23 protein-coding genes are annotated in these 26020 nt (G+C 34.3%); 6 read left to right on the top strand and 17 right to left on the bottom strand.

Going from position 1 to position 26020, the window contains the following annotated elements; genetic code table 11:
* The first annotated feature begins 134 nt into the window (after window positions 1–134).
* The 3 genes from JMA43_RS11030 (at window position 135) to JMA43_RS11020 (ending at window position 2639) form a co-directional block, all read left to right on the top strand.
* Window positions 135–413: a co-chaperone GroES gene (locus tag JMA43_RS11030; protein WP_342156649.1), complete on the top strand. Its 279-nt coding sequence runs from the start codon at window positions 135–137 to the stop codon at window positions 411–413.
* A gap of 77 nt (window positions 414–490) precedes the next feature.
* Window positions 491–2119, top strand: a complete 1629-nt coding sequence (gene groL / locus JMA43_RS11025) for a chaperonin GroEL (protein WP_342156648.1) — start codon at window positions 491–493, stop codon at window positions 2117–2119.
* 100 nt (window positions 2120–2219) lie between these two features.
* Complete coding sequence (locus JMA43_RS11020; protein WP_342156647.1) at window positions 2220–2639, top strand: hypothetical protein; 420 nt, start codon at window positions 2220–2222, stop codon at window positions 2637–2639.
* Window positions 2640–2693: 54 nt separating this feature from the next.
* Here JMA43_RS11020 and JMA43_RS11015 read toward each other — a convergent pair whose 3' ends face one another.
* The 9 genes from JMA43_RS11015 to JMA43_RS10975 all read right to left on the bottom strand — a co-directional run bounded on the left by JMA43_RS11015 (window position 2694) and on the right by JMA43_RS10975 (window position 16589).
* A complete protein-coding gene (locus JMA43_RS11015; protein WP_342156646.1) occupies window positions 2694–4622 on the bottom strand; it encodes a protein-disulfide reductase DsbD family protein in 1929 nt (642 codons plus the stop codon).
* 58 nt (window positions 4623–4680) lie between these two features.
* Complete coding sequence (locus tag JMA43_RS11010) at window positions 4681–6078, bottom strand: TlpA family protein disulfide reductase (protein WP_342156645.1); 1398 nt, start codon at window positions 6076–6078, stop codon at window positions 4681–4683.
* Window positions 6079–6096: 18 nt separating this feature from the next.
* Window positions 6097–7335, bottom strand: coding sequence for a retropepsin-like aspartic protease (locus JMA43_RS11005; RefSeq protein WP_342156644.1), 1239 nt, complete (start codon window positions 7333–7335; stop codon window positions 6097–6099).
* Window positions 7336–7458: 123 nt separating this feature from the next.
* Complete coding sequence (locus JMA43_RS11000) at window positions 7459–8931, bottom strand: PKD-like family lipoprotein (protein ID WP_342156643.1); 1473 nt, start codon at window positions 8929–8931, stop codon at window positions 7459–7461.
* A gap of 27 nt (window positions 8932–8958) precedes the next feature.
* The gene (locus tag JMA43_RS10995) at window positions 8959–9720 is read right to left on the bottom strand and encodes a DUF4843 domain-containing protein (protein WP_342156642.1); all 762 of its coding nucleotides are present in this window, start codon (window positions 9718–9720) and stop codon (window positions 8959–8961) included.
* A gap of 12 nt (window positions 9721–9732) precedes the next feature.
* Window positions 9733–11160: a RagB/SusD family nutrient uptake outer membrane protein gene (locus tag JMA43_RS10990; RefSeq protein ID WP_342156641.1), complete on the bottom strand. Its 1428-nt coding sequence runs from the start codon at window positions 11158–11160 to the stop codon at window positions 9733–9735.
* A gap of 39 nt (window positions 11161–11199) precedes the next feature.
* Window positions 11200–14541 (bottom strand): SusC/RagA family TonB-linked outer membrane protein, encoded by a 3342-nt coding sequence (locus tag JMA43_RS10985; protein WP_342156640.1) that lies wholly within the window; start codon window positions 14539–14541, stop codon window positions 11200–11202.
* Window positions 14542–14627: 86 nt separating this feature from the next.
* A complete protein-coding gene (locus JMA43_RS10980) occupies window positions 14628–15842 on the bottom strand; it encodes a FecR family protein (protein WP_342156639.1) in 1215 nt (404 codons plus the stop codon).
* Between the two features lie 198 nt (window positions 15843–16040).
* Entirely contained in the window at window positions 16041–16589 is a 549-nt protein-coding gene (locus JMA43_RS10975; protein ID WP_342156697.1) for an RNA polymerase sigma-70 factor, read from the bottom strand.
* A 279-nt stretch (window positions 16590–16868) separates the two neighbouring features.
* Here JMA43_RS10975 and JMA43_RS10970 point away from each other — a divergent pair, with 279 nt between their 5' ends.
* Window positions 16869–17771, top strand: coding sequence for a S1 family peptidase (locus JMA43_RS10970; protein ID WP_342156638.1), 903 nt, complete (start codon window positions 16869–16871; stop codon window positions 17769–17771).
* 75 nt (window positions 17772–17846) lie between these two features.
* Here JMA43_RS10970 and JMA43_RS10965 read toward each other — a convergent pair whose 3' ends face one another.
* From JMA43_RS10965 to JMA43_RS10955, 3 genes are all read right to left on the bottom strand, one after another.
* Window positions 17847–18296, bottom strand: coding sequence for a protein-disulfide reductase DsbD domain-containing protein (locus tag JMA43_RS10965; protein WP_342156637.1), 450 nt, complete (start codon window positions 18294–18296; stop codon window positions 17847–17849).
* A gap of 256 nt (window positions 18297–18552) precedes the next feature.
* Window positions 18553–20781, bottom strand: coding sequence for a TonB-dependent receptor (locus JMA43_RS10960; RefSeq protein ID WP_342156636.1), 2229 nt, complete (start codon window positions 20779–20781; stop codon window positions 18553–18555).
* 101 nt (window positions 20782–20882) lie between these two features.
* Window positions 20883–21245 (bottom strand): hypothetical protein, encoded by a 363-nt coding sequence (locus JMA43_RS10955; protein WP_342156635.1) that lies wholly within the window; start codon window positions 21243–21245, stop codon window positions 20883–20885.
* A gap of 423 nt (window positions 21246–21668) precedes the next feature.
* Here JMA43_RS10955 and JMA43_RS10950 point away from each other — a divergent pair, with 423 nt between their 5' ends.
* Window positions 21669–21860, top strand: coding sequence for a hypothetical protein (locus JMA43_RS10950; protein ID WP_342156634.1), 192 nt, complete (start codon window positions 21669–21671; stop codon window positions 21858–21860).
* A 68-nt stretch (window positions 21861–21928) separates the two neighbouring features.
* Here JMA43_RS10950 and JMA43_RS10945 read toward each other — a convergent pair whose 3' ends face one another.
* The 5 genes from JMA43_RS10945 to JMA43_RS10925 form a co-directional block, all read right to left on the bottom strand.
* Window positions 21929–22117: a hypothetical protein gene (locus JMA43_RS10945; protein ID WP_342156633.1), complete on the bottom strand. Its 189-nt coding sequence runs from the start codon at window positions 22115–22117 to the stop codon at window positions 21929–21931.
* A gap of 48 nt (window positions 22118–22165) precedes the next feature.
* Complete coding sequence (locus tag JMA43_RS10940; RefSeq protein ID WP_342156632.1) at window positions 22166–22330, bottom strand: DUF1328 family protein; 165 nt, start codon at window positions 22328–22330, stop codon at window positions 22166–22168.
* Between the two features lie 171 nt (window positions 22331–22501).
* Window positions 22502–23383 carry an ACP S-malonyltransferase gene (gene fabD / locus JMA43_RS10935; RefSeq protein WP_342156631.1) on the bottom strand — a complete coding sequence of 294 codons (882 nt, stop codon included), beginning with the start codon at window positions 23381–23383 and terminating at the stop codon, window positions 22502–22504.
* A 95-nt stretch (window positions 23384–23478) separates the two neighbouring features.
* Window positions 23479–23994: a gamma carbonic anhydrase family protein gene (locus JMA43_RS10930; protein ID WP_342156630.1), complete on the bottom strand. Its 516-nt coding sequence runs from the start codon at window positions 23992–23994 to the stop codon at window positions 23479–23481.
* A 31-nt stretch (window positions 23995–24025) separates the two neighbouring features.
* Window positions 24026–25021 (bottom strand): PorP/SprF family type IX secretion system membrane protein, encoded by a 996-nt coding sequence (locus JMA43_RS10925; RefSeq protein ID WP_342156629.1) that lies wholly within the window; start codon window positions 25019–25021, stop codon window positions 24026–24028.
* A gap of 84 nt (window positions 25022–25105) precedes the next feature.
* Here JMA43_RS10925 and JMA43_RS10920 point away from each other — a divergent pair, with 84 nt between their 5' ends.
* The gene (locus JMA43_RS10920) at window positions 25106–26020 is read left to right on the top strand and encodes a NifU family protein (RefSeq protein WP_342156627.1); all 915 of its coding nucleotides are present in this window, start codon (window positions 25106–25108) and stop codon (window positions 26018–26020) included.

Here is a 26020-nt window from a genome sequence, read left to right as displayed (position 1 = left end):
TTTTTTATCAAAATGACAGTCGAAAAACAAAATACAACTACGCATGAGTAAAATTGTCAGTTTACAGGGCGTGGCACAATTTCTGTCTATAGCTAGAAAGTAAATTTTAAATTAATTAATCAAATATTAAAAATATGTCGAAGTTAAACATTAAACCGCTTGCTGATAGAGTTCTTATTGAACCACAAGCTGCCGAAACTAAAACAGCTTCAGGAATTATTATTCCAGACAACGCAAAAGAAAAACCTCAAAAAGGAACTGTTGTAGCTGTTGGTCCTGGTACAAAAGACGAACAAGTAACTGTTAAAGTTGGCGATTCTGTGTTATACGGCAAATACGCAGGTACAGAATTAAAGTTAGAAGGTAACGATTACCTTATTATGCGCGAAAGCGATATTCTGGCAATTGTTTAAGTAACAACAACATTTAAATTAATTAAAAAGTTAAACTAGCTTAAGGCAAAATGCCTCAAGCAAAAAGCAAAAATAAAATGGCAAAAGATATAAAATTTGACATTCAGGCTCGTGACGGACTAAAGCGCGGTGTGGATGCTTTAGCAAACGCAGTAAAAGTAACTTTAGGACCTAAAGGTCGTAATGTAATTATCAATAAATCTTTTGGTGCCCCACAAGTTACCAAAGATGGTGTTTCTGTAGCAAAAGAAATCGAGCTAGAAGACGCACTTGAAAACATGGGAGCACAAATGGTTAAAGAAGTAGCTTCTAAAACCAACGATTTTGCAGGAGATGGTACTACAACAGCTACTGTACTTGCACAAGCTATCGTAAAAGAAGGACTTAAAAACGTAACTGCTGGTGCAAACCCAATGGATCTTAAAAGAGGTATCGACAAAGCTGTAGAAGCTATTGTTGCAAACCTTAAAGAGCAAGCACAAGCTGTTGGAGATTCTTCAGAAAAAATAAAACAAGTTGCTGCTATTTCTGCAAACAACGATGACACTATCGGAGATTTAATCGCGCAAGCTTTTTCTAAAGTAGGAAAAGAAGGTGTTATTACTGTTGAAGAAGCAAAAGGAACAGATACATACGTAGATGTTGTTGAAGGAATGCAATTCGACAGAGGATATCTTTCTCCTTACTTTGTTACTGACACCGATAAAATGGTTGCCGATTTAGACAATCCATACATCTTATTATTCGATAAGAAAATCTCGAATCTTCAAGAAATTCTTCCAATTTTAGAGCCAGTTGCGCAATCTGGAAGACCTCTTTTAATTATTGCTGAAGATGTGGACGGACAAGCATTGGCTACTTTAGTTGTAAACAAACTAAGAGGTGGTTTAAAAATTGCTGCTGTTAAAGCTCCAGGATTTGGAGATAGACGTAAAGCAATGTTAGAAGATATCGCTATCTTAACAGGTGGTACTGTAATTTCTGAAGAAAGAGGATTCTCTCTAGAAAATGCTTCTTTAGACATGCTTGGTTCTGCTGAAACTGTAACTATCGATAAAGACAACACAACTGTTGTTAACGGTGCTGGAGATGCAGAAACTATCAAAGCAAGAGTAAACCAAATTAAAGCACAAATCGAAACTACCACTTCTGATTATGACAAAGAAAAGCTTCAAGAGCGTTTAGCTAAATTGGCTGGTGGTGTTGCTGTACTTTATGTTGGTGCTGCTTCTGAAGTTGAAATGAAAGAAAAGAAAGACCGTGTAGATGATGCTTTACACGCAACTAGAGCTGCTGTAGAAGAAGGTATTGTTGCTGGTGGTGGTGTAGCTTTACTAAGAGCTAAAGCTGTACTTAGCAAGCTAAAAGCAGACAACGATGATGAAGAAACAGGTATCCAAATTGTAACACGTGCCGTTGAAGCGCCGTTAAGAACAATTGTTGCCAATGCTGGTAGCGAAGGATCTGTAGTTGTTGCTAAAGTGTACGAAGGAAAAGACGACTTTGGTTACAATGCTAAAACTGGAGAATACGTACAAATGCTTAAAGCAGGTATTATCGACCCAACTAAAGTAACTAGAATTGCTTTAGAAAATGCAGCTTCTGTTGCAGGGATGATCTTAACTACTGAGTGTTCGTTAACAGACATTAAAGAAGATGCTCCTGCAATGCCTCCAATGGGCGGTGGGATGCCAGGAATGATGTAATATCATTTCCATACAATAAACAAAAACGCGGTGCTAAGCATCGCGTTTTTTTATGGTTGATATTTTCGTTATATTCAATTTAAGTTATTGAAATTCGATTATGCTAAAAAATATATCCATAATTCTTTTACTGACGTTAGCTTTTTTCAGCTGTAATGATACACGTAAGCTTGTTAAAACTGAACAACAACTCCTCTCCTTTATAAACGAACAACCCGTTGGAAAAGAATTCACTTTAAAGTTAGACACCATAGAATCTATTAAATGGGATGAGATGTTTATAGCTGGTCCATATACTGATATTACTGAAATTAAAGAAGGAAAGACATATAACCTCACCAAACTACCTAACTCTACAAAATCTCATGATAAATACATCTTAATAGGATTTTTAAATGAAAAAGAAGCTATTGGTTGGATAGAATTGGAAAGCAACACGCCTCTCAATAAACTTCTATCAAACTCAAAAGGCTATCAATTCTACGATAAAAAAGATTGTGTGTTTTTATTAAAGAAATAAAATAAAAGAGGCTGTTATATACTAACAGCCTCTTTCAATATCTATGTAATCGAATTACTTCTTAAAATTTCCAATTCCATCTTTTAACCATGCCAAATATTCTTCGATATCTGGGGTGTATCCAACTGGAGCGTTAAGATTCTCCTCATTTAAATCCATTAACACATAAAAAGGTTGGGCGTTGGCTTTGTAACGTAGAGTTTGAAACTCGCTCCATTTTTGTCCGATATACTTTAATTTTTTTCCTGTAATTTCAGAAACTACTTCTTCCCCTTCAGGTAATTCACGTTTATCGTCTACATACAAAGAAATCAATACAATATCACTCTTTAACACGCTCAGTACACTTGGGTCACTCCATACGCGCTCTTCCATTTTTCTACAATTCACACATGCATACCCTGTAAAGTCGATTAAAACGGGCTTTTTCACTTTTTTAGCATACGCCAATCCATCTTCATAATCGGTAAAAGCAATAATATCGTTCGGACCTAAATGCGCTCCTTCAGGAATTTCAGTAGAAACACTTTCGCCTCCACCCGTTTTTGTGTATCCAACTCCGTAAGGCGATTCGCTGTAATGCATAGCTGGTGGGAAACCACTAATAAGCTGTAATCTTGCCCCCCATAATCCAGGAATCAGGTAAATTGTAAATGCCAAAACTAAAAGTCCCATACTCAATCTTCCTACAGAAATATGTGTTTCTGGTGAATCGTGTGGGAGTTTAATTTTTCCGAAGAGATAAAAAGCAAGTGTTCCAAAAATGGCTATCCAAATGGCTAAAAATACTTCTCGTTGTAAAATATGTAATTGCAATACCAAATCGGCATTCGATAAAAATTTAAACGCCAATGCCAATTCTAAAAACCCTAAAAACACTTTTACGGTATTGAGCCATCCTCCAGACTTTGGCATAGAATTTAACCATCCAGGAAATGCTGCAAATAATGCAAAAGGTAAAGCTAAGGCTAGTGAAAAACCAAGCATCCCAACAAAAGGTGCAATTCCGCCCTTACTCGCTGCTTCTACTAGCAAGGTTCCAACAATAGGCCCTGTGCATGAGAATGAAACAATTGCAAGTGCCAATGCCATAAAAAAGATTCCTATAATACCTCCTCTATCGGCTTGCCTGTCCACTTTATTTGCCCAAGAATATGGTAAAACAATTTCAAAAGCACCTAAAAATGAAACGGCGAAAACAACAAGAATGATAAAGAAAATTAGGTTGAACCAAACATTTGTTGAAAGCGCATTTAAAGCACTAGCGCCGAAAAGCCACGTAACAACTGCTCCTAAAAACACGTAAATAACAACGATAAAAAAGCCATACAAAACAGCATTTCGAATTCCTTTTGCACGAGTTTTACTTTGTTTGGTAAAGAAACTTACCGTCATTGGAATCATCGGGAAAACACATGGCGTAAGTAACGCTGCAAACCCCGATAAAAATGCGATAATGAAAATAGTAAATAAGCCTTTTTGCTCTTGTTCTTTAGTTGAATCTTGAGCTGTAGTTGCTGCAGCCGCTTGACTCTTTTCTGTTAAAGTAAACTTTAAAGTTTCCTTTTTTGGAGGCAAACAACGTTTGTTGTTACACACCATAAATACAACCTCCCCAACAACTTCTTTTAAGTTTTTATCTTTTAACGAAATGTGTTGCACAAAGGTTGCTGTATTTTTAAAAGCTCTAATTTTTGCTTCAAAAATAGAATCGTGCACCATCATACCCTTGTCTTCTTTGGTTGTTCCGTTTAATTGGAAACTTTCAACAGTTTCATAAGTAAACTGCGTAGCTTCTGGCCCTTCGTCTCCAATGAGCTGTGAATACATATGCCACCCTTCTTCAATGGTAGCTGTGGTAATTAATTCAATTTCCGTATCCGAAACTTTATTTACTTCTGTATTCCAACTCACTGGATTGGCGCTTTGAGCCCACCCGAATTGAAATCCGATAAAAACTAAAATTAAAAAAAAATGCTTCATTATATTGTATGCTTTGTTAGGGGATTTTGACAAAAGTAACTTTTTTAGACAGATTAAATTACTTTTTTAAGATTGAATCTAATTGCGATTTCAACTCTGGATTTGATGGTCGTATTGCATCGCTAGAAATAATCTTACCTTCGGTATCAAAAAGTAAAAAACGAGGAATCGCATTGATACTGTAATTTATTGCTACGGCAGACTCAAAAGCTTTATCGGCAACCAATTGTACGCCTGTTAGATTGTTGTCTTTTACAAACTTTTTCCATTTTTCCTTATCGGCTGGTTTGTCTAAAGAAATACTCAAAAACTCAATATTATCGTCTGCATACTCTTCTTCTAACTCTTTTAAATACGGAATTTGTTTTTTACACGGCCCACACCAAGTTGCCCACAAATCGATATAGACATACTTCCCTCTAAAATCTGAAAAAGAAACCATCTTACCATCAATATCTTCATAGGAAAAGTTGAATCCACTTTGTCCTGCCTCAGAATGTAAGTCTTTTTCATATTCTAATAAAAAATTCTTACTTGTTTCTGAAACCATATATTCACGTGAAAATTCCATGATTTTATCATACTCAAACGGTTTCAGTTTACCTCTCTTAACTGTTTCTCGAACGAGTACTTCTTTTACTCTATCATCAGAAATATGTGACAAATAATCTTTTAAACCTTGAACATTTGAACGACTATATTTTCCATGAAATGAATAATAGAAAAAGTAATTTTCCATCCATGAAACTCCATTTTCTAAACGTAATATATTTGGATCTGAAAATTTAATTCCATCTGTAAACAACTCTTCATAAATACTCGGCACATCCGATGGGTCTGGATGTGTAGTACGTGGTAATCTGTTAAATAAAAACAATGTGTTTTCTACATCTGCTTGAACAGCCAACTTTAAAAGCTTATTAAATTCTTCATCTTTTGTATTAATAGAATTTGAAAACTTTGTTATTTCGCTCATTTCTTCTGAAGCTAAAAATGGGTAAAACTGCTCGTATGAAACTCTAGGGTTGAATGCAATAAACACAGCAAGCTTGTTATAAATTTCGTTTGCTTGATGCACTAATTTGTTATGTCCGACTTTTTTCCCATTAAGCTCATAGCTTCTTTTATTTATTTCTAACGCTATATCCAAGCCAGGCTCTAAATAGAGACGAATAAGTTGATACATACGCTTTGGAGCCATTTGCCCGTAATCTAAATAGTAAAATCCAGGTTCTACTATTGGCACTGAGAAACCAAAATCTCCTTCAGTATTAATTTTGGAAGAAGCATAAGGTTCTAAAGTTCCATCTTTTACATGATGAAGTGTAATTTCAGTTGCTTTTTCAGCATAATCAAAATGTCCACGTATGGTAGTGAAATTGTCTTTTTTTGTAGCAAATGAGATGTAAGCCATCATTAAACTACAAACTAAAAAATAAATCTTTGGGTTTTTCATCTGTTAGTTTTATCGTTTTTATTTCTTAAAAGAAGTATTAAAATTATTATTTGGCTCCAGGTAAATTACTTTATCTAAAGCGTTTACAATGATGTTAAAGCGATTTATTATCGAAATCCCTAAAGATCCATCATGTGAAGACCACTGCTGATTATCGGCATCAAACTCTTGTAAGGCGGTTGGAACTGCTTTAAAGTCAAAAGTTCCTATAGAGAGCTTGTTGGCGCTTCCCATTTTAATTGCGGTTTGTTGTCCGAAACTATAGTTTGTAGACATAAAGTCAACTTTAAACCCTTCTTCTAGTTGATTTGCTTCAACAAAAGGTCCAAAAGCTATTATATTATAATCGGCTCCAGTATCAAAAACAAAATCACCACTCACCTGTTTCCCAGAATTTAATTCAAGTTCTAGATTAACAATTGGAAGTTGTGTAGCATATTCAAATGGGAGTTTACATCCTTCTTTAGGATATTCGAATTTTCCGAAAGAATACAGCGTAATTGTTTTTGTGTCAAAATTTATTCTTGTAATGTATTTTGCCAAGAAGTTTTTCCCAAAAAGTCCGTCATAGCCATTTCTAACTGTACCGAACACAACCGTATTTTGGTTTGGGATTGAAATTCCGCCGACGTGAATTGTATTTCCTGAAGAGAATTTTACATTCATCGTTCCTCCTACTACATCCGTTTTTCTATCTCTTAAGTTTTTAACCTGAGCTTTTTTTGCTGTGACTTCGCTAATCGCCATACCATCAGCACCCGTATCAAAAAGCATTTTAAATTCTTCCGGAGAGTCGTTTAATTTTACTTTTACTACAATCGAGCCATTTTCCATTTCAAAAGGAAAACTCGCTACAATTTCGCTATTTTGATATCTGTCTATTTTGTATAACTTATCAAATAAATCTACATATTGAATTTGGTTATTACCGTTGAGTTTTAAATTTGACACAAATGGTTTTCGATCTTTAAAAAAATACTTCAGCTTTATCTCTTTTCCACTCGCTACAGCATTTACTTCTTTTAGCTGAATAGAATCTAACTGAAAATATTTTGAAAGAATACTTTTCAGCATTATATCTGTTGAAGGGCGTTGGTAAACTCCAATTGTAAAATTTTGAGCCAATATAGCCTCCATCGCTTCAAAGCTTCTGTTTTTAAAAGCTTTTTCGTAGGTTGATACGGTTTGTTGCTCTATTTTTTGTGCATGTACAGCAAACGCAAAAAACAACAAACCAAAAAACGTTATTCTCTTCATATATTAAAAAATCATTTTAACGCTTCAGTGTATTTGAAAAAATTAAAGTAACCTCCAATATATTTATCAAAATACTTGAAGGTTACTTATAGCTAATCAATCAAAATACAACATCAAACATTATTAAATTTTAAATGCAATACTTACAATTTTTGCAAACCCATCAAACGAAAGGTTTAATTCTAAATCTCCATTTACAGGTGGTACTGTGTACAACTCCATTTTACCATTTGCTCCGTTTGCATCGCAACTTGCAACAATTAGATCTTTAGAGAAAGGTGAATATTGCTCAAATTGTAAAACTGTAATTTGATCGCTTCCTTTATCGATCATTAACTTACTTGTTTTCAAGTTGAAGTCATATTCATAAATTTTTCCGCCCACGTTATAAAAAATGTATCCATAATCTGGACTTATTGCAAACTGAGTAGCTTGGCTCATCAACTGAGCCGACTCTTCTGGAATTTCATCATAATAACGTTGCCCGATAGCTCTATCAGATCTAATTCTAGCCAAATAAAGTTTAGCATCGGCAGGATCTTTTAAAATTGCAAAAACCTCACCTCTATTGTAAGGTGTTTGTGTCATGAACACTAAATCTTTTCCTGTGTTGTAATCAAACCTATTATGATTTGGCATCTCTAAAGAAGAAGAACCTCTTTGTAGGAATCGCACAAATCTTTGATTATCTACATCATATAAAATATTGATGTATCCTGTTCCTATAAATGGAGACGCTTTAAAAGGTTTTTCTTCACCCTCAATGTAATTAATTGGAACTCCATATCGAATTGAGAATGGTCTGTAATAGTAGTATACATCTCCATCTTTATACACAAAAGATTCTCCTCCTCGAATTGGTTGTACAAAATCGGCACCAAAGTCGGTAGGTACATTTGTTAGCATTTCATAAGATAAACGGTAGGTATCTTCCCAATCGAACGTTAGAGGATCTATTTTAGTAGTTCCGTTTCCGGTAGTATTAACATACACGCCATAAAATTGAGGATCGTAAGAATAACAAGCTACGTTAAGTGGTTCTCCTTCCAATTTAAGTGCAGAACCCGTATAATCTAACACATCGTGAATAGGTTGATAAACCGTATCAATAATAGATACCATATCTAACCTCGCTTTTCCTTGGTCGTCGTTTAAAACAATCCAACCTCTTTGAATACTGCTCGAAACTACAAGCATAAACGACTTAGACCATTGTACCTCAGTTTGTGTATCGGTTACTCTGTAATAAACTTTATAGGTTCCAGGTGGAATGGTTAAAGATTCAAGGTCTAAATTTTTAGTAATTGCCAAGTCTTTCTTTATATCGTCTGACAGCAAACCTAAATCTGTATTAAAAGCTATCCACTCGTAAGTATATTGACTATCGTCTCCGTTTGTGCTTTTTGTGAAATTAAGTTCTGGAGTAATTGCAAATGGTTCTCCCAAAAGTGCAGTATAGGTAGTATCAATACCACTTATTTGCACTTCATTTATTTCTTTATAATCGTAATTTCCTAGGTCTTTAGTACACGAACTCACAAATACTAAAACAGAAATTAACACAAATAAAATACTGTATTTATAATATTTATACATTTTTAATTTTTTTAGGTTGATTAATTTTTAGGCATTTGGACCCATTTCCATTTCAGAACCATCATCTTCATAAACAGTTTCCCCGTTTAATTTTTGTTCTGCTAAATATCGCTTCATAAAACTTGCATAAAACCTTACATCTCCTACACTTACAACTTGATTGAAAGTTTCCGTAGAAATTCCAAGTAAGTCACTCATCAAGAAAAGTTTCTTTGCTGTAAATGTTCCGAAGTAATAATCCACCCAATACGGAGGAGTTTCTAGAATATCACTAATAGTAATATCAAACTTTGTATAGTTTAAAACTTCGCCTGTAAAGTCGTTTTCTTTACTGTTCATTTCTGTTGAAAAATCATCATTAGCTTGCAGTTGTAATTGCAGTCTAAATCTATTCTCTTTCATGTCTGGCGTTCTATGGAATGTAATAGGAATAGAATCGGTTGGTTGATTGGCTCTAAAAACAATAGTTTCTGGCAAATCAAAATGTTCTCCTTGAACAGCAGTACTCGAATCGGTTACAGCTACACTTACAGTTCTGTCCACATCGGCCAATTTTCCTTGAACCGAAATAGGCAACATTAAAATAGTATCATTAATAGTTGGCGGAATAAACGCAAAAGAAACTCCAATACTGTCTGGATACGCTAGCAATCGATTTACGTAAGTTCCTTCAACAGGCCATGTAAAATAGACGCTGTTTTGACCTTTGTAAGTATCTATTTCGTCTTTATCGCAAGATGCAACACATACGGTAATTGCAAATAATATATAATAGAAATATGTTTTCATGTTCTGAGTTTTTTACTGAAATTTTGTTTCTGACTCTGGAATTGGCACCACATAGTTTTCAACTCCCATTGATACTGTTCTAGATGATGAAGTAGAATTTCCGTCTGGAATAGCCTCTATATTGTTTCTTTTGTAATAAAAGAACAACTGCCCTTCGCCATAAAATTCTTTCATGTATTCTTTTCTTATTTCTTCTGAAATATCCACATCCTCATCTAATGCTACCAAACCTCTATTGTATCTTACCTCATCAAGGTATTGTTTTGCCAATGCTACATCTGGAGTAGTTTCTGCCACGATATAATACATCTCTGTTTTTCTAACAATTGGTTGCATAAATCTAAACGACAAGTCTTTATCTGTTACATCTGCATATTTTGTAAAAGTTCTGTAACTTCTCACACCATCCGAAGGAACAACCCAACTAGAATTGAAACGATAATCGCTTTCATTAGACTCAAACACTTGCTCAATTCGAGTGGTATTTGGCGCTAAAATTTTAGCATCTGTTAAGTTATTCGAAAACAAATTATTGTGACGCGTGTATAAAGACAGGTTCTGAACCGCAAAAATTATTTCTGAAGAAAAAACACGATCTCTGTTATCGCTAGAAATAACTGCCGACGGTTCTGTCCATGGTAACAAACCAGAAGTTTCATCAATTACAAATTGCGCTGTAGTTAATGCCTCTTGCGTGTTTCCTGCATACAAATGTACACGGGCCTGTAGTGCTTTAATTCCGTAGTAATTTAAACGTAAATTTCTGAAAGAATAAAACGGTTGCTCAGGATCTTCTACAATACCATTTGTAATTATCGGATCGTTTTCTAATAATGTTTCAGCTTCATTTAAATCTGAAAGCACCATATTAACAACATCTGTAGCAGGTAAAAAACTATTAGCTTCTGCTTTTGCTTCAGTGTAATAAGGAATACTTAAGTCTGATGCATTTGTAAGATAAACTGGTCCAAATAAACGCAATAAGTCAAACTGAATCATCGCTCTCAAACCTAAAGCTTCTCCTTTAATAATATTCTTTTTCCACTCTGGTAGCGTACTGTATTTTTCAATTCCTTCAAGTAAAGAATTCAGGTTTATAACAACCTCATAAGCACTTGTCCAAATTCCTTCAAAACTAGCTCTAACACTTGTTTCGTCATACAAATAATGACCGTGATCGTACCAGTCGTGGTTAGCGTTTGAAACATTATATCGTTGCGCCAATAATTCAACAGTACTCATGGTTAATTGCCCACCGTATAAATTATTCTCGGCTAAATTAATGTACACTCCATTCAGTAAATTATTAATTCCTTCTTCTGAACTGTACACCTGCTCTTCAAGGTATTTATCTTCTGGTTTTACATCGAGATACTCATTACAAGAACCCATCAGTAAACCAAAAAGAAAAACTATTGATAGTTTTAAATATGTTTTCATATGTTTGTTTTTTTATTTCTGACTTAGAAATTCTTCTGCTTAAAATGATGCGTTGATACTAAATGAAACTGATCGTGCAAAAGGATATGTAATTCCTCTTTCTACTTCAATTGAAGACCATCTAAAAATATCATTCATGTATAAGTTAAAGCGTACACTTTGCAGTCCTAACTTTTTAACCCATTGCTTGTCGGATGCTCTATATCCAAGGTTTATGGACTCTCCAATAAGTTCATTAACTTCTTGTACAAATCGAGAAGAAATAGGCGTATACTCAGTTAAAGAAATCCCTTTATACTTTGCTATATCACCTGGCTCTTGCCAACGGTCGTATAGAGCTCTCGCATCTTGGTTGTAAGCAACTTCGGTTCTACTAATATTTTCTACTTTTTCGTAAAGCGCTCTATTAAATGTATCGCCTCCTAAACGGTATCTAATATTCACCCCAACTAAAAAGCCTTTATAGTTTAAGTTACTACTTAAAACCCCTTGAAGTTTAGGTCTTAAATTCCCTACTGCAACCACATCATCGGCATCGTATTCAAAAGATGTTTGTCCGTTTTTCTTAAGGAATACTTCTTTCCCTGTTGCTGGGTCAATGCCTAAAGATGGTACTGCCCAAATATCATCTGGACTATAACCGTCTTTGTATCGAATTAAAGAATTACTCTCTTGAGCTCCATCATTTAAACTTTCAAGTTTATTATTAAAGCCACTATACTCACTAGTGTACGATGTTGCTGTAGCTCCTATAGTCCACACTATTTGCTCTTTGACTTTATAAATTGGAGCATACTTTAAAATGGTTTCAAAACCTTTTACGTCGAGTTGCCCCGCATTAAGAGGATAACTAGCAACTCCAGTTGAAGATGGCAAATCGATACTTACCACTAATGGATCGGTTGTTTTCTTATAAAATTCTAACGAACCGCTAAATCTGTCAAATATTTTAAAGTCTACCCCGAGGTTAGATTGTAATGTGTTTTGCCACTCTAAATCTTCGTTAGCAAGTTGTATTAAGTCTACTCCTGGCCCAAATACATTTACCGCATTGTTGTATTGATAAATTGAAGTTGTCGCAACACTTCCGAAGTTTTGATTTCCTGTAAGACCAATATTTCCTCTTATTTTTAAAAGACTAATAATTTTTGGATCGAAATTAAACTCCTCGTGAAGATTCCATCCTAAACCAAAAGACCAGAATGGAGAGTACTTTTTGTTCGAACCAAAAGCTGTAGAACCATCCATACGATAGGTGGCATCTACTAAATACTTTTTGTCGTACGTATAGTTTACCGATCCTAAAATGTTATTTCTTCTATAGATATTTGTTCTATATCCAGGTTTAGCATTAGGCTCGTATCCAAAGGCAAAGCTTGGATTTCCGTTTGTTCCTGCCGGAAAACCAACAGCAACTGTATTGTATCGATCTCTTCTAGACTCTTCAATATCGGCTCTAACATTGGCATTGATAGAGTGTTTTTCGTTTAATAATTTTGAATACACCAACATGATGTTTCCGAAATAACTAAATGTTTCCGATTGAGAGTTTGTATATCTTCCGCGTTCAAAAATATCAACATCGTCAAATTGAGTTTCTTGAGGCGACTCAAAAATCTCATTGTTTACAGAACCTTTTTTCAACTGTAATCCCGCTGTAATTCTAAATGAATTGTCAAAGCGATAAATTGCTTGCAAACTGTTTCTGATATCAAAACCAACTGTGTTATCACTACTGTTTAATGTAGAATTGTATAGCGGATTTGCAATGTTATACGATGTTACCCCAGAAATATTTACCTCATCTAAATATTTTGTTATTCTTCCGTCTTCATCATAAGGTCTGTAATATGGATTTGCTCTAGCATACTCACTAAAATCACCGTAATTAGACTCGTCTGCATCATATCCGTTTACGTAAAGTCTATTCGTGATATTAAGTTTTCCTTTTCGGTACGTAACATCAAGGTTTCCACCCCAAGTTTGACGTCCAGAACCAATCATAACTCCTTTAATGTTGTTGTAATTAACCCCTGCACCGAAGTATAAATTTTCACTTCCTCCACTTAAGTACACAGCATGCTTTTGAGAGAAACCAGTTTGTAATGGCTTTTCTAACCAATACGTATCTACACCTCTTCTAACATCTGCTAATTTTGCATTGTAAACACTGTCTAATTGAACTTGACCAGAAGGGTTATTCCCACTTATATCCCATCTTCCAGAAAGCTTTTCGAAGATTAATTTTTCTTCAGCATTCATTAAATTATAATCTGTAAGATCTGGAATTTCAACTCTAAAATCTCCGGTATACGAAACTCGCAACTCCCCTACTTTTGGACGTACAGTTTCTACAACCACTACTCCATTTGCTGCCTTTGCTCCATAAAGTGCTGTTGAAGTTGCATCTTTTAAAATCGTGATACTTTTAACTCGATTCATGTCTAAATCGACAATAGTTCTTAAGTCGGTTTCAAAACCATCTAAAATAAATAATGGCTGATTTGGATCTCCGTCAAACTCATCTCTTACGCCCGTTGTAGACACACTAGTTTTTCCTCGAATTTCAATATTTGGAAGTACATTTGGATTAGAACCAAGTTCGTTATTATCCAAAACGATAAAAGACGGATCTAAAGTTTTAATACTTTGAATTACGTTTTGATTCCCGATGTCTTTTAATTCTTCACCAGAAATAGTATTCACCGCACCAGTATAACTTTCTTTCTTTCTTTCAACGATACCTGTTACAACAACTTCATCAAGTTCAGATACATCTGGACTTAAAATTACATTTATGGTAGTTTCATCTATAATCTCAACTTCCTTAGTGTTAAAACCAATATAAGTAAACACCAACGTATCTCCTTGATTTGCCAAGATTCTATAATTACCTTCATCATCAGAAACGCCTCCTTGGCGGGTTCCCTTTACCACTACTGTTACACCAAACAACGGCACACCTTGATCGTCTATAATTTTACCAGTTACAATTGTTTGTTGTTGGTTTTTCTTTTCGGCTGGTACAATTAAAATAATATTTTCAGTTTCTTTTTGCACCTCAAAATCTCTCCCAACAAGTGTCTTTACAATTGTTGTAAGTTCAACATCTTCAAAGGAACCGCTTACAATTTTATCGACATTTAATTCGTTATCACTGTAAAAGAAATCAACATTTGTTTCTTTACTTATTTGCTTAAATGCCTCTCCAAGCGTTACCTCGTCTACACGAAGTGAAACACGCTGAGAAAAAGCAAAAGAAGCAGTAGATAAAAAGAAAACAAAAAACACAAATAAAGTTCGTTTCATAATCCAAATTAGTATGCTTTTGTATTCCTGCACGGGGAAACCATCTGCCAACGCAGAATCATTTTTTTTCATATTTTTACATTTTGGTTGTTAATTGTTTAGACTCAATTTTCGACAATTAGAAACTGCCGGGTTATGTTGCCGCATTTCCCGGTTTTCTATTTTTTAGATATTTCTACGAGGTATTTTTCATCTGTTTTACTTTTTCTGATTTCATATTTAATTTTGGATGATTTACTTATCATTTTTAAAAGAAGTTCCAAATCGTTTTCTTTTGAAACAGTTCCCGTAAAAAGTTGCTCTTTTAATTCATTCGAGCTAAACATTGGCTCAAAATTGTACCAACGTCCAACCTTTACAAACAAATCCTCTAAACGTTCTTTTTCAAAATAGAACTTCCCATCTTTCCATGTGGTGTAAATGCGCGTATCTACTTCTTTTAAGATTACTTTTTCTTTTTGATCTTTTAACACAACAGCTCGTTGCCCTGGTTTTACAACAATACTTTTATCATCGGTATTTGTAAGTTTAATTTTTCCTTCAACCAATGTGGTTGAAAAAAAATCGTCATTTGTATAGGAACTCACATTAAAAGATGTTCCTAATACTGTAATATCTGCAGTGTTATTTTTAACAACAAATGGCATTTTCTCGTTTTTAGCAACCTCAAAATAAGCTTCTCCTTCAAGAATTACTTCCCTAAGCGACCCGCTAAAAGTTTCTGGAAACTTTAAAGAAGATGCCGAGTTTACCCAAGCTTTTGTCCCATCTGGAAGTTCTATTTCATAGATTCCCCCAACAGGAACATAGAGTGTATTATAGGAAACTGTAGGCAAAACAGCGCTATTTACCGCACGATACTTTAAAACATTATCCTTGTTTTCAATTGCCACAACTCCAGAAGTTTGAATAACACTATCCAAGCCTTTTTCTAAGTTTACTTTGGTTCCGTTTGCTAATACCAGCGTAGCTTTCTCAAAACCTGGAGCTATAGTTTTTACCACTTCGTGAGTAGTACTCATTGAAGAGGTTGAAATAAAATACGCAGCAGAACCTATTAATAAACACCCTATTAATATTGCGGCGTATTTATATAAAAATTTAAACTGATTTACTGGTTTTTGTTGCTTCTGAATTTCGTTTTGCTGAATACGCTTTTGAAGTTTTTTCAAGGCTTCTTCCTTAGAGCTCAATTTGTAAATACTTTCTGTATTCTGAACACTTTCACGATTTAAAATTTTACGATACAGCGCCAAATTATCTCCGCTCTGGAGCCAATTTTTTAATATTTTTTCTTCTTCCGAAGAAAGACTTTCAATAGCAGATTTGTATATAATATCGGATATTTGGAATGTATTATTTATTTCTTTCATATATGGAAATAATAACAATGTGTTATTAAACTCTTAATCTTTTGTTATATATCCATGAGTCCTACTTTTTTCAAATGGGTGGAAAAAAAATAAAAAAATTCAATATTTTAACATTTATGCTGAAAATAAATAGACGAATAGCCTATTTATAGAAAAATAAGAAGGAGTTTTTAGAGAATATACTATTGTTAAGAAAATTTATTTTATTAAATCCATTAACAAAAATAAAACGAGCGGATGGTCTTTTAGTTTGTCCTTTAATAATTCGATGGCTCTAGCGCGTTGAGATTTTACCGTATTAACCGAAATGTTTAGATCCTCAGCAATATGCTTATACTGCAATCCTTCTAAACAAGACAACTCAAAGATTAATTTACATTTTTTAGGGAGTGTATTTAAAGCTTTTATTAGAACATCATGTACTTCGGCTTCGATAATAGACGCATCTGCATCCACACTTGGAATATCTGAAACTTCTTCTAACATGGCTGTTTTATCCTTTTTCTTTAGGTACTTTAACGAAGCGTTTCTAACCATTGCATACAAATATGATTTCACACTGTTTATATGCGCTAAATCTTCTTTTTTTTCCCACAAAAACAACATAGCATCTTCAACAATCTCTTCAGCAACAAATTGATCACCGACCAACTTATAGCAATAGCCAAAAAGACGATCGTATAGTTCGTTAAAATACTTATTAAAAGTTTCTTCTGAATTGACGCTATTAAAATCTACTACCTTAATACTTTATTACACTTTTTAAATCGAATAATTGTAAATATAATTTTTTAAACAAAACTTTACATAGCTATGCAATAAATTTATTATACAACGACAAACTGCTGTTTCTATTAAAAATGGAATTCAAATTAAAATATTTGATAAAAATGAAACAAAACTACATCTGAATTGATTTTTAAAAATTTGCAAACTTCTAGATGTGAAATTTTAACACATCATTAACCACCCAAAAAGGAGTTTTCATACTCGTATGTTGTAAATAACAACGCTAAAACCTAACAAATGAAAACTAAACTTTTACTCTCTGCAAAGACTATTGTTTGCAATTTACTGTTACTTTCTTATTTTATATCTACAGCTCAAAATGAAGTAACATATCAAGATGAAGGAGCAATTATGTCGGAAATTAAAGTTGCGTCGAGAAATTTTTTAGATAACGAAAATATTCTTCTGAATTCTCTAAATGCAGGAGCACAACTTTATAAAAGCAACACAACCGAACTAAATTTACCACAGCCTAACACTAAAGAACTTTCGGCTGAAGAAATTTTTAAACAAGCAAAAAAGTCAACTTTAATTATAGGAACAGGTTGGCTTTGCAATACTTGCGATAAAACTCATGCAGGAACAGCTTCTGGATATATTATTTCTGAAGACGGTGCGTTTGTAACCAATTATCATGTAATTAACTCTTTTATCGAAGCGCCTTTTGACAAAAAAGTACTTACCGCTCGTACTTACGACGGAAAAATATATCAAGTTAAAAAAGTACTCGCCAAAGACAAATTAAACGATTTGGCGATTTTACAACTCGAAACATTGGGGGACAAATTAACTCCTATGCCACTTGGAAAACCTGCGGCACCAGGGACAAAAACCTATGTACTGAGCAATCCTAAAAAGTTATTTTATTACTTCTCTCAAGGAATGGTAGCTAGAAATAGCAAAATGGAGTCGGAAGACGAAGAAGGTACCATTTACTCTATGGCTATTACTGCCGATTACGCAAAAGGTTCTAGCGGTGGCCCTGTTATTGATTCCTACGGAAATGCCATCGGGACGGTTTCTAACACCTACTCGATGTACGCAGACCAATCGCATCAAGCAAACTTACAAATGGTGATTAAAAACACTGTCCCTGTAATTGCTTTAAAAAATATAATTGAAGAAAATAAAGGTTCTTAAATAAATTGAATTTAGCAAAAATGAAAGCGGAGTAGTTAACCTAACTACTCCGCTTTTTTATATTAAAATCGGTTGTTATTTTTTCAGTTTAAAAACTAAAGCTTCTTCTTTTGGTGGTAAACAATTTGCATCGTTACAAACCATAAATTCAACGGTACCGTTTACAACGCTACCATGTGCTTTTGTAAGTTTAATTTTTTGCTTAAAAGTTGCTTTGTCTTCAAAATACTTAATATCCATTTCAAAAACTTTATCGTACACTTGGTGCCCTTCTCCCTCGGCGGTTTCTCCTTCCATTTCCATTCCGTAAATTTCTTCGAAACCAAATGTTGTAGCAATCGGTCCACCTTCTGGCACATTTTGCGAGTACAAATGCCAACCTTCTTCGATAGTTGCTGTAGCGACTAATACATATTCGTTATCGCTTACTTTTTCTACGGAAGTTTCCCAGCTAACTGGATCATAAATTTGTGCACTTGCTGATACTCCTACAAAAAAACATGCTAGTAAAATTAATTTTTTCATGTGTGTGTTTTTAATAATTTGATGAAACTCACTTCAGTATTTAAAGAAAAGTCCATCCCTATTTTTTAAGTTAATAATTCATGTTTGCTAAAACTTCCGTTTGAGAAATCTCATTTTCAACACGGGTACCAAAGTAATTAATTTTAGCAATTCTTATTTATATTAAAGAGTTAAAACTTATCAGAAAGGGTGGAAACAAACGTACAACTAAAGCAAACTTCTGGTCGTATTTCACAGAAGTTTGCTGTAATTCATTTTAAAACGAAACTGTAACTTTTCCTCTTATATAAAAAGGAGTCCCAGGTGTAAAGTGTATTTCTTCAACTGGCTCAGGCTCGTCAAACAAACGGCTTTCTGTTGCAAATTGTGTTTCATTCCATTCTGTATCGAATAGGTTTTCAATAATTATGCCATAAGTCCAATTCTTCCAATTATAACTAATGTTAAAATCGGTTACAAAATAACCTTCAGCAACAATTGAATTATCTTCGTTTGCAGGTCGATCGTCGATATAACGATAGGTTAATGCTCCAGAAAAGTTTCCTAAATTTTCAACCAAAATTCCTCCAGCAGACGTAATATCTGGCGCTAACGGAATATAATTTTCTCCATCTGGATCGTTTACACTTCTACCATGCGCATAGTTAGCATCGGCATACAAATAAAGCCATGGTAAAGCTTGGTAACGCGCTCCAAAATCGATTCCCATTCGGCGTGTTTCTCCACTTGGCTCTACAATTGCAGCATCTCCAACATATACAAACTCTTGGTCTAAATACAACCACCAAAGCGACGCGTTGATAGCAAGCTTACTAAAGGGTTTGTAAATGGTACCCAAATCGGCTCCATATGCAGTTGGCAAAATATCTTCGCCATTGTTGGCAACCACAACACGTGCATCATTGGAGTGAAAACCTAAACCTGTTTTAAGAAACACTTGCCAATTTTCGTTTACGGTATAAAAAGTGTTTAACTTAGGACTCACTGCCACCTTGCTCTCGCTTTTATTGTCATAGGTATCGGTAAGTTTGTTGTAGTAATCAAACTTAAAATAGTCTAATCGTACAGCAGGATTTATACTCCATTTTCCTATTTTAAAAGCTGTATTTATAAATCCGTAAGTATTTACCTCATCGACATCTCCATAGGCGTATCGCTCCAAAATTTCTTGTCGGTTTAATGTATGTGAAAGTTGTACATCATCTACATTATCATATCTAAAACCAACTCCTGTTTGGTATTCAAAATTCACATTGTCGCCAATTAAAAAATTGTGTTTGTCGAGCATGGTTTCTGCCCCTACTATAATTCTGCTTTCTTCTTGCTCTATTTGATCACCATTTACAGGATCGTCTAAATAAAATGTAAAGTTAGAGAAGAGGTTAAAATCGTATTTAGAAACATAGGCTTTGGTTTTTACCGAACTATTTTCGTCTAAAATTTTTAAATGATTAACCGAAAAATTGGTACGGCTCGTTTCTCCACCTTCGGTATCATCTATAGCTCCAAATCGACCAATAAGTCCTTCGTCTACGGCACGTTGTGGAATTTGCCCAGAAGCATCCCATTTACTTTGAAAATGCGATGCTGTTACGGTTAAATCTTCATCGTCGGCAAGTTTATAATTGTAACGCGCCATCACATTAATTCTATTAAAATTCTGCGGACTGTCGAAAGGTCCGTCGGTTAAGTACAATTCCGAAGCAACATACGCACTACTTTTATCGGTTTTTAATACATTGAACATCCCCATAAAGCGACTTGTATTAAACTGTCCAACTTCTACCGAAACAACATTTTTAGACAATGTTTTACGCAATTGTAAATCGACAAATCCTGCTGTGGTAAAATCTCCATGAGCAACATCGTACGGACCCTTACCAAAATTAATTCCATCGATAGTTTCTGGAATTACAAAGTGCAAGTCTGAATACCCTTGTCCGTGTGCATGCGACACCATATTCACAGGCATCCCGTCTACACTAATAGCAACATCGGTACCGTGGTCTATATCAAAACCTCTCAGAAAAATCTGTTCTGCTTTTCCTCCTCCGGCATGTTGCCCAATGATTAATCCTGGAACTTTACGCAGAATTTCTTGAGACGATTTTACAGGGTTGGTTTGAATATCGACATCTACAAATTTGCTTAGCGCATTCACTTCAGAAACCAATACAACTTGATTTAAAGAGATTGCTGTTTCTTTTAAAACTACATTGGTTTTCTCGGCTAGCGAAGCTTCAGAAACAACTACTAATACAGTTTGATATCCCAATCTAGAAAAGTAAATCGAGTCGTTAACTTTTGTATTTCTTAACTGATAAAACCCACCGTCGTCGGTATGTGAATGGGCTCCAGTTGTTTTATTAAAGATTCCTACATCGGCAAGCGCCTTATTATTTTCGTCGGTTACTTTGCCCTCCAAAACTTGAGCATACGACACACTGATAACAAGCATCAACAATGCTGTTAATATATTTTTCATTTGTTTGATTATTTAGTAATGACCATAAAAACCACGCATTAAAATTTCAAAACACGTGCATTTTAATGTTTTTTAAATTGAAGAAAAATCTTCTTTTCTATTTATGTGAAAAGATGTATTTGTGGAGGAGGTGTAACCACACCAATATCAACCCTATAAAAAGTAGTAGTTAACAACCATTCACACTGTAATATTTCAGAAAAAACAATTGGTTTTGACTGATAAATTACTGACGGAATATGTTCGTCTAAAGTTTTATAAATTGATAAATGCTTTTGATTTTCCTTTTCTTGTTCTTGCTGAAAAAAGGAAGTAAATGCAGTTAAATATCCATGCTGATGATTTGAAATAGTTGAATCATCATGCGAGTGTGAATGTGAATGCGATTGATGCGTATGAAATGAAAACCGATGCGAATGCGGTTTATAACTCCCCGATTCGATAGTATGCGAAATTGCGTGCATAAAATTAAAAATATACACCCGTAATGGAAATAAAAGGTACACAAATACCCCAAAAACCAAAAAAACGCGTAGTAAAATCAACTTTATGTTGCTAAAATACCTCAAATATACAGTTGGTTAGTTTCGAAAAAAGCAAAGCTACTAAAAACCTTTGAACCTCGCATTATTTGTTCCCTAAGCAATTTTACCATCTCCTCCAATTATAAGTAAAATTATGAAAAATTAACACCTACTATAGATTTTATCTTTAGTAAGCCTATTAGGATAAAATATAACTATTTGACATTGAGCACTATATTTACGATATTTGCAATGTGAATCTTAATAGGGTGTAAATCATCGTATAAAAAAGAAAATCAAAAATTTAGGAATTGTTCCTAAATACTATGAATCTCAACTACTACTGTTGGGGAAACAAAAATTATGGCATTTATAAAAATTAAAAGAAAAACAAGATTAGAAAAACGTTACAGCAAGAAAATGGGAAGTGTGAGTGTAAAAGTTACTTACATTAAAAAGCACCTTTTAGGTATTCCGCTTCGAACTGTACACAAATACAGAGAAACCTATTATGGAACCGTTAAAGATTGTGCAGACTGTACGCTAACGGCATAATTTAAAAATACAACTAACAAAAAACCACGCTAATTAGCGTGGTTTTTTTTATCATATTTAGAAACAGATTATTTGTTTTCATCTGTCATATCATCGATTTCATCTTCGACTTCTTCTGCTCCTTCTTCAATTTTATCACCAACATCTTCAGCAGCTTCTTTTACCTGCTCTGCTGGTGTTTCTTTTTTCTCTTTACAACTTGTTGTAAATACCCCAAGTGAACAAATTAATGCGAATGTTAAAAATATCTTTTTCATGTTGTTTAGTTTTTAATGGTTATTATTTATTTTGATTTTAATTGTGGTTTATCTTCTAGAAAACAATCTGCTAATAATAGATATTAGAAATAGCACTAAAAAGATAAAAAATAAAATTTTAGCAATTCCAGCAGCTGCTCCTGCAACACCACCGAAACCAAAAATTGCTGCAATTACTGCAACTATTAAAAAAATGATTGTCCAACGTAACATAGTGTTTAATTTTTTTGGTTATACTCTAATATACGAACGAAAAGAATTTTCTGACGTGTATTTAAGGAACTTTAACGCAAAGTGTTAAGGCGTTGTTAATCGACAATCAAAACAAAAAAAGCATTCTAACCAGAGGCTAGAATGCTTTAATACTCAATATTTTCAATGGGTTTAAATCGCTGCAGAAGCAACTTCAGCACTTCTATCAATTTTCTTAACCAACCCTTGTAAAACTTTTCCTGGGCCAACTTCTGTAAACAAAGTCGCTCCATCTTTAATCATATTCTCAACACTTTGCGTCCATTTTACTGGAGCAGTTAATTGTGCAATTAAGTTCTTTTTAATTTCCTCTGGGTTATTAACCGCTGTAGTCGTTACATTTTGGTACACCGGACAAATAGGTGTATTAAAAGTTGTTTGCTCGATAGCAGCAGCAAGCTCTTCTCTAGCTGGCTCCATCAATGGTGAATGGAAAGCTCCTCCAACTGGTAACACCAACGCTCTTTTTGCACCTTTTTCTTTTAATGCTTCACATGCATTATTAATAGCTTCAATTTCTCCTGAAATAACAAGCTGCCCCGGACAGTTATAATTTGCAGGTACTACAATTCCATCAATTGTGTTACAAACTTCTTCTACAATATTATCTTCTAAACCTAAAACAGCAGCCATCGTACTTGGTGTAATTTCACAAGCCTTTTGCATTGCCATAGCACGTCTAGAAACTAATTGCAATCCGTCTTCAAAACTCAAAGTGTTGTTTGCTACCAATGCCGATAACTCCCCTAACGAATGTCCTGCAACCATAGCTGGCTGAAAACTATCGCCTAAAACTTTACTCAAAATAACAGCGTGTAAAAACACAGCTGGTTGTGTTACTTTGGTTTGTTTTAAATCTTCGGCAGTTCCTTGAAACATAATATCTGTAATGGAAAAACCTAAAATATCGTTAGCTTGTTCAAATAATTGTTTTGCTACATCAGAGTTTTCATATAAATCTAACCCCATTCCTACAAATTGAGCGCCTTGCCCAGGAAAAACATATGCTTTCATTTGTTGTAATTTATTTTTTATAAAATAGAATTTTCATGAATCGTCTCACAAAAATCCGTTTTGTTTAATCGTTAAATTTTGGCAAAAGTAAAAAATTAATCTTCCTTAAACCAAGATGCATACATAACATAACTATTTGCAATGCGCTCCACCTCGTTTTTACTTAAATCTTCACTGATATTTTTTACTTTTCGTGCTGGAACTCCTGCATAAATCGCACCTGCTTCAACATGTGTATTTTGAGTTACTACAGCCCCTGCTGCAATAATTGAATTGCTTTCAACAACACAATTATCCATCACAATACTCCCCATTCCGATAAGGACATTATCTTTTATAGTGCAACCATGAACAATGGCATTATGCCCAATAGATACGTTGTTGCCAATTACTGTTGGATGCTTTTTATAAGTGCAATGTATAACAGCTCCGTCTTGAATATTCACTTTATTTCCAATTTTGATAAAATGTACATCGCCACGAACTACTGCATTAAACCATACACTACATTCGTTTCCCATTTCTACATCACCCACAATGGTAGCATTTTCAGCAATAAAAACAGCATCGCCAAAGCTTGGTTTTTTCCCGTTAACTTCTTTAATTATCATGATTTTATATTTATACGAAGATACTTCGACTTTAATAATTTACAGCAGGACATTTACATTTATACCTTTCTTTCCCCTGTAAAAAATCGTAGCCTAAAGTAATTTGATGAAATCCGCCATTGTCAAATCGTACGTCGCCAGTTTGATAAGAATAATTGTACGAAAACATAAATTTATTGATATTAACGCCAACAATAGGGGTAATTAATTGTAGTTTTTGCGTGCCCGAACCAGCGCCAGAGGCATATTCGGCTCCTTCAAAGCTTCTTCGATAGGAAAGCCCTCCCCAAATTTTACCAAAATTCATTTCTCGGTAAACTTTTGCATTAAAATCGACTGCAGTTTCTTGTGTGTATTCTGAAAACTGAAAAAGAACAGAAGGTTCAAATTGCCATTGTTGTTGCCCAAATACATACCCAATTGAAAATAAATAACGTCTTAAATTATCAATTTCTTCTGCGGAATATAAATCGCGGCTATTTCCCAATAAATTTTTAACAGCAACATGCGCATAAAATTCTAAAAAATTATACGACATTCCCACATCAACATTATAATAATTTGAAGTCGTGTTTGTTCCTGAAATAATAGGGTCTGGAATAGTAGAAGTAAACTCCGATTCGTCAAGGCGACTTTGCATAAACCCTACATTCACACCAAATGACAATTGATTCACACCGTCTCGATATTGAGACAATGTAATATGGTGTGCGTAAGTAAACTTCATTCCAGATTGCGAATGATAGCCATTTCTGTCGTTAAATAGAATAACTCCAACTCCACTTTTCTCGCCAACTCTCATATGTCCGTTTAAAGTTTGTAATGCCGGCGCTTTCTCAACATCAAACCACTGCTTCCTAGCTGTAAGTCTTATTTTACCTCCTTTCCCAACTCCTGCCATTGAAGGATACACCAAATAATAATTGTCGGACAAATAATCAAAGTACACCGGAATACCTTCTTGCGCATAAGAATATGTAGCCGTAACAAACAGCAAAAAGAAACTTATTATACGACTAAATTTCATGCAATTAAGGGAATTAGTAGGTTATTAATCAAAGATACCAAAAAGATGAGCTTTGTTTTGTAATTTTGCAGAAAATTAGATGAAATGGAACCTTATAAAATAAATATACAACCTACCAATAGACCGGCAATTATAAAGTTTGAGGCTAACAAATTTCTAACTCGTAAGCAAAATTATGAGTTTAAAAACGTTGACGAAGCTAAGAATTCGCCTTTAGCAAAACAACTTTTTTATTTACCGTTTACAAAAACAGTGTACATTTCTGGAAACTTTGTAGCTGTAGAACGCTACGACATTGTTGAGTGGCCAGAGGTACAAGAAGAAGTTGCAAAGCAAATTGAAAACTATTTAAATTCTGGAGAACCTGTTATTATTGAAGACGAAACGACACCTTCAAAAGTACCAGTTACTGTTTATGCTGAAAGCACTCCAAACCCAGCTGCCTTAAAATTTGTATCAAACAAAAAACTTGTGTTGGCTGCTTTTGAATTTAAAAATATTGAAGAAGCAAAAATATCGCCATTGGCAAGCGGACTCTTCCACTTTCCATTTGTAAAAGAAGTATTTATTGACGAAAATTATATTTCAGTTTTAAAATACGACATTACAGAGTGGGATGATATCGCTTCTGAATTAAGAGAATACATTCGTTTACATATTGAAGAAGGAAAAGAAATTGTTTCTGAAGATGCTAAAAGCAACACTCAAAACACAACAGAAAATGCAGAAAACAATACTGTTGAAACAACTTCTTTAGATGAAACTTCTCAGCAAATTGTAGACATTTTAGAAGAATATGTAAAACCTGCAGTAGCGAGCGACGGTGGTAACATTCGCTTTCAATCGTATGATGAAGAAAGTAAAACTGTGAGTGTTATTTTACAAGGTGCTTGTAGCGGTTGCCCTTCTTCTACTTTCACTTTAAAAAACGGAATCGAAACTATGCTTAAAAGCATGCTCGACGGGAAAGTAAACGAAGTTGTTGCTATTAACGGCTAA

Source organism: Joostella sp. CR20 (assembly GCF_038433465.1).
In the GTDB taxonomy this organism is placed as follows: Bacteria; Bacteroidota; Bacteroidia; order Flavobacteriales; family Flavobacteriaceae; genus Galbibacter.
The sequence above is the reverse complement of the archived record's forward strand: the minus strand, read 5'-3'. Positions and strand labels throughout refer to the sequence as shown.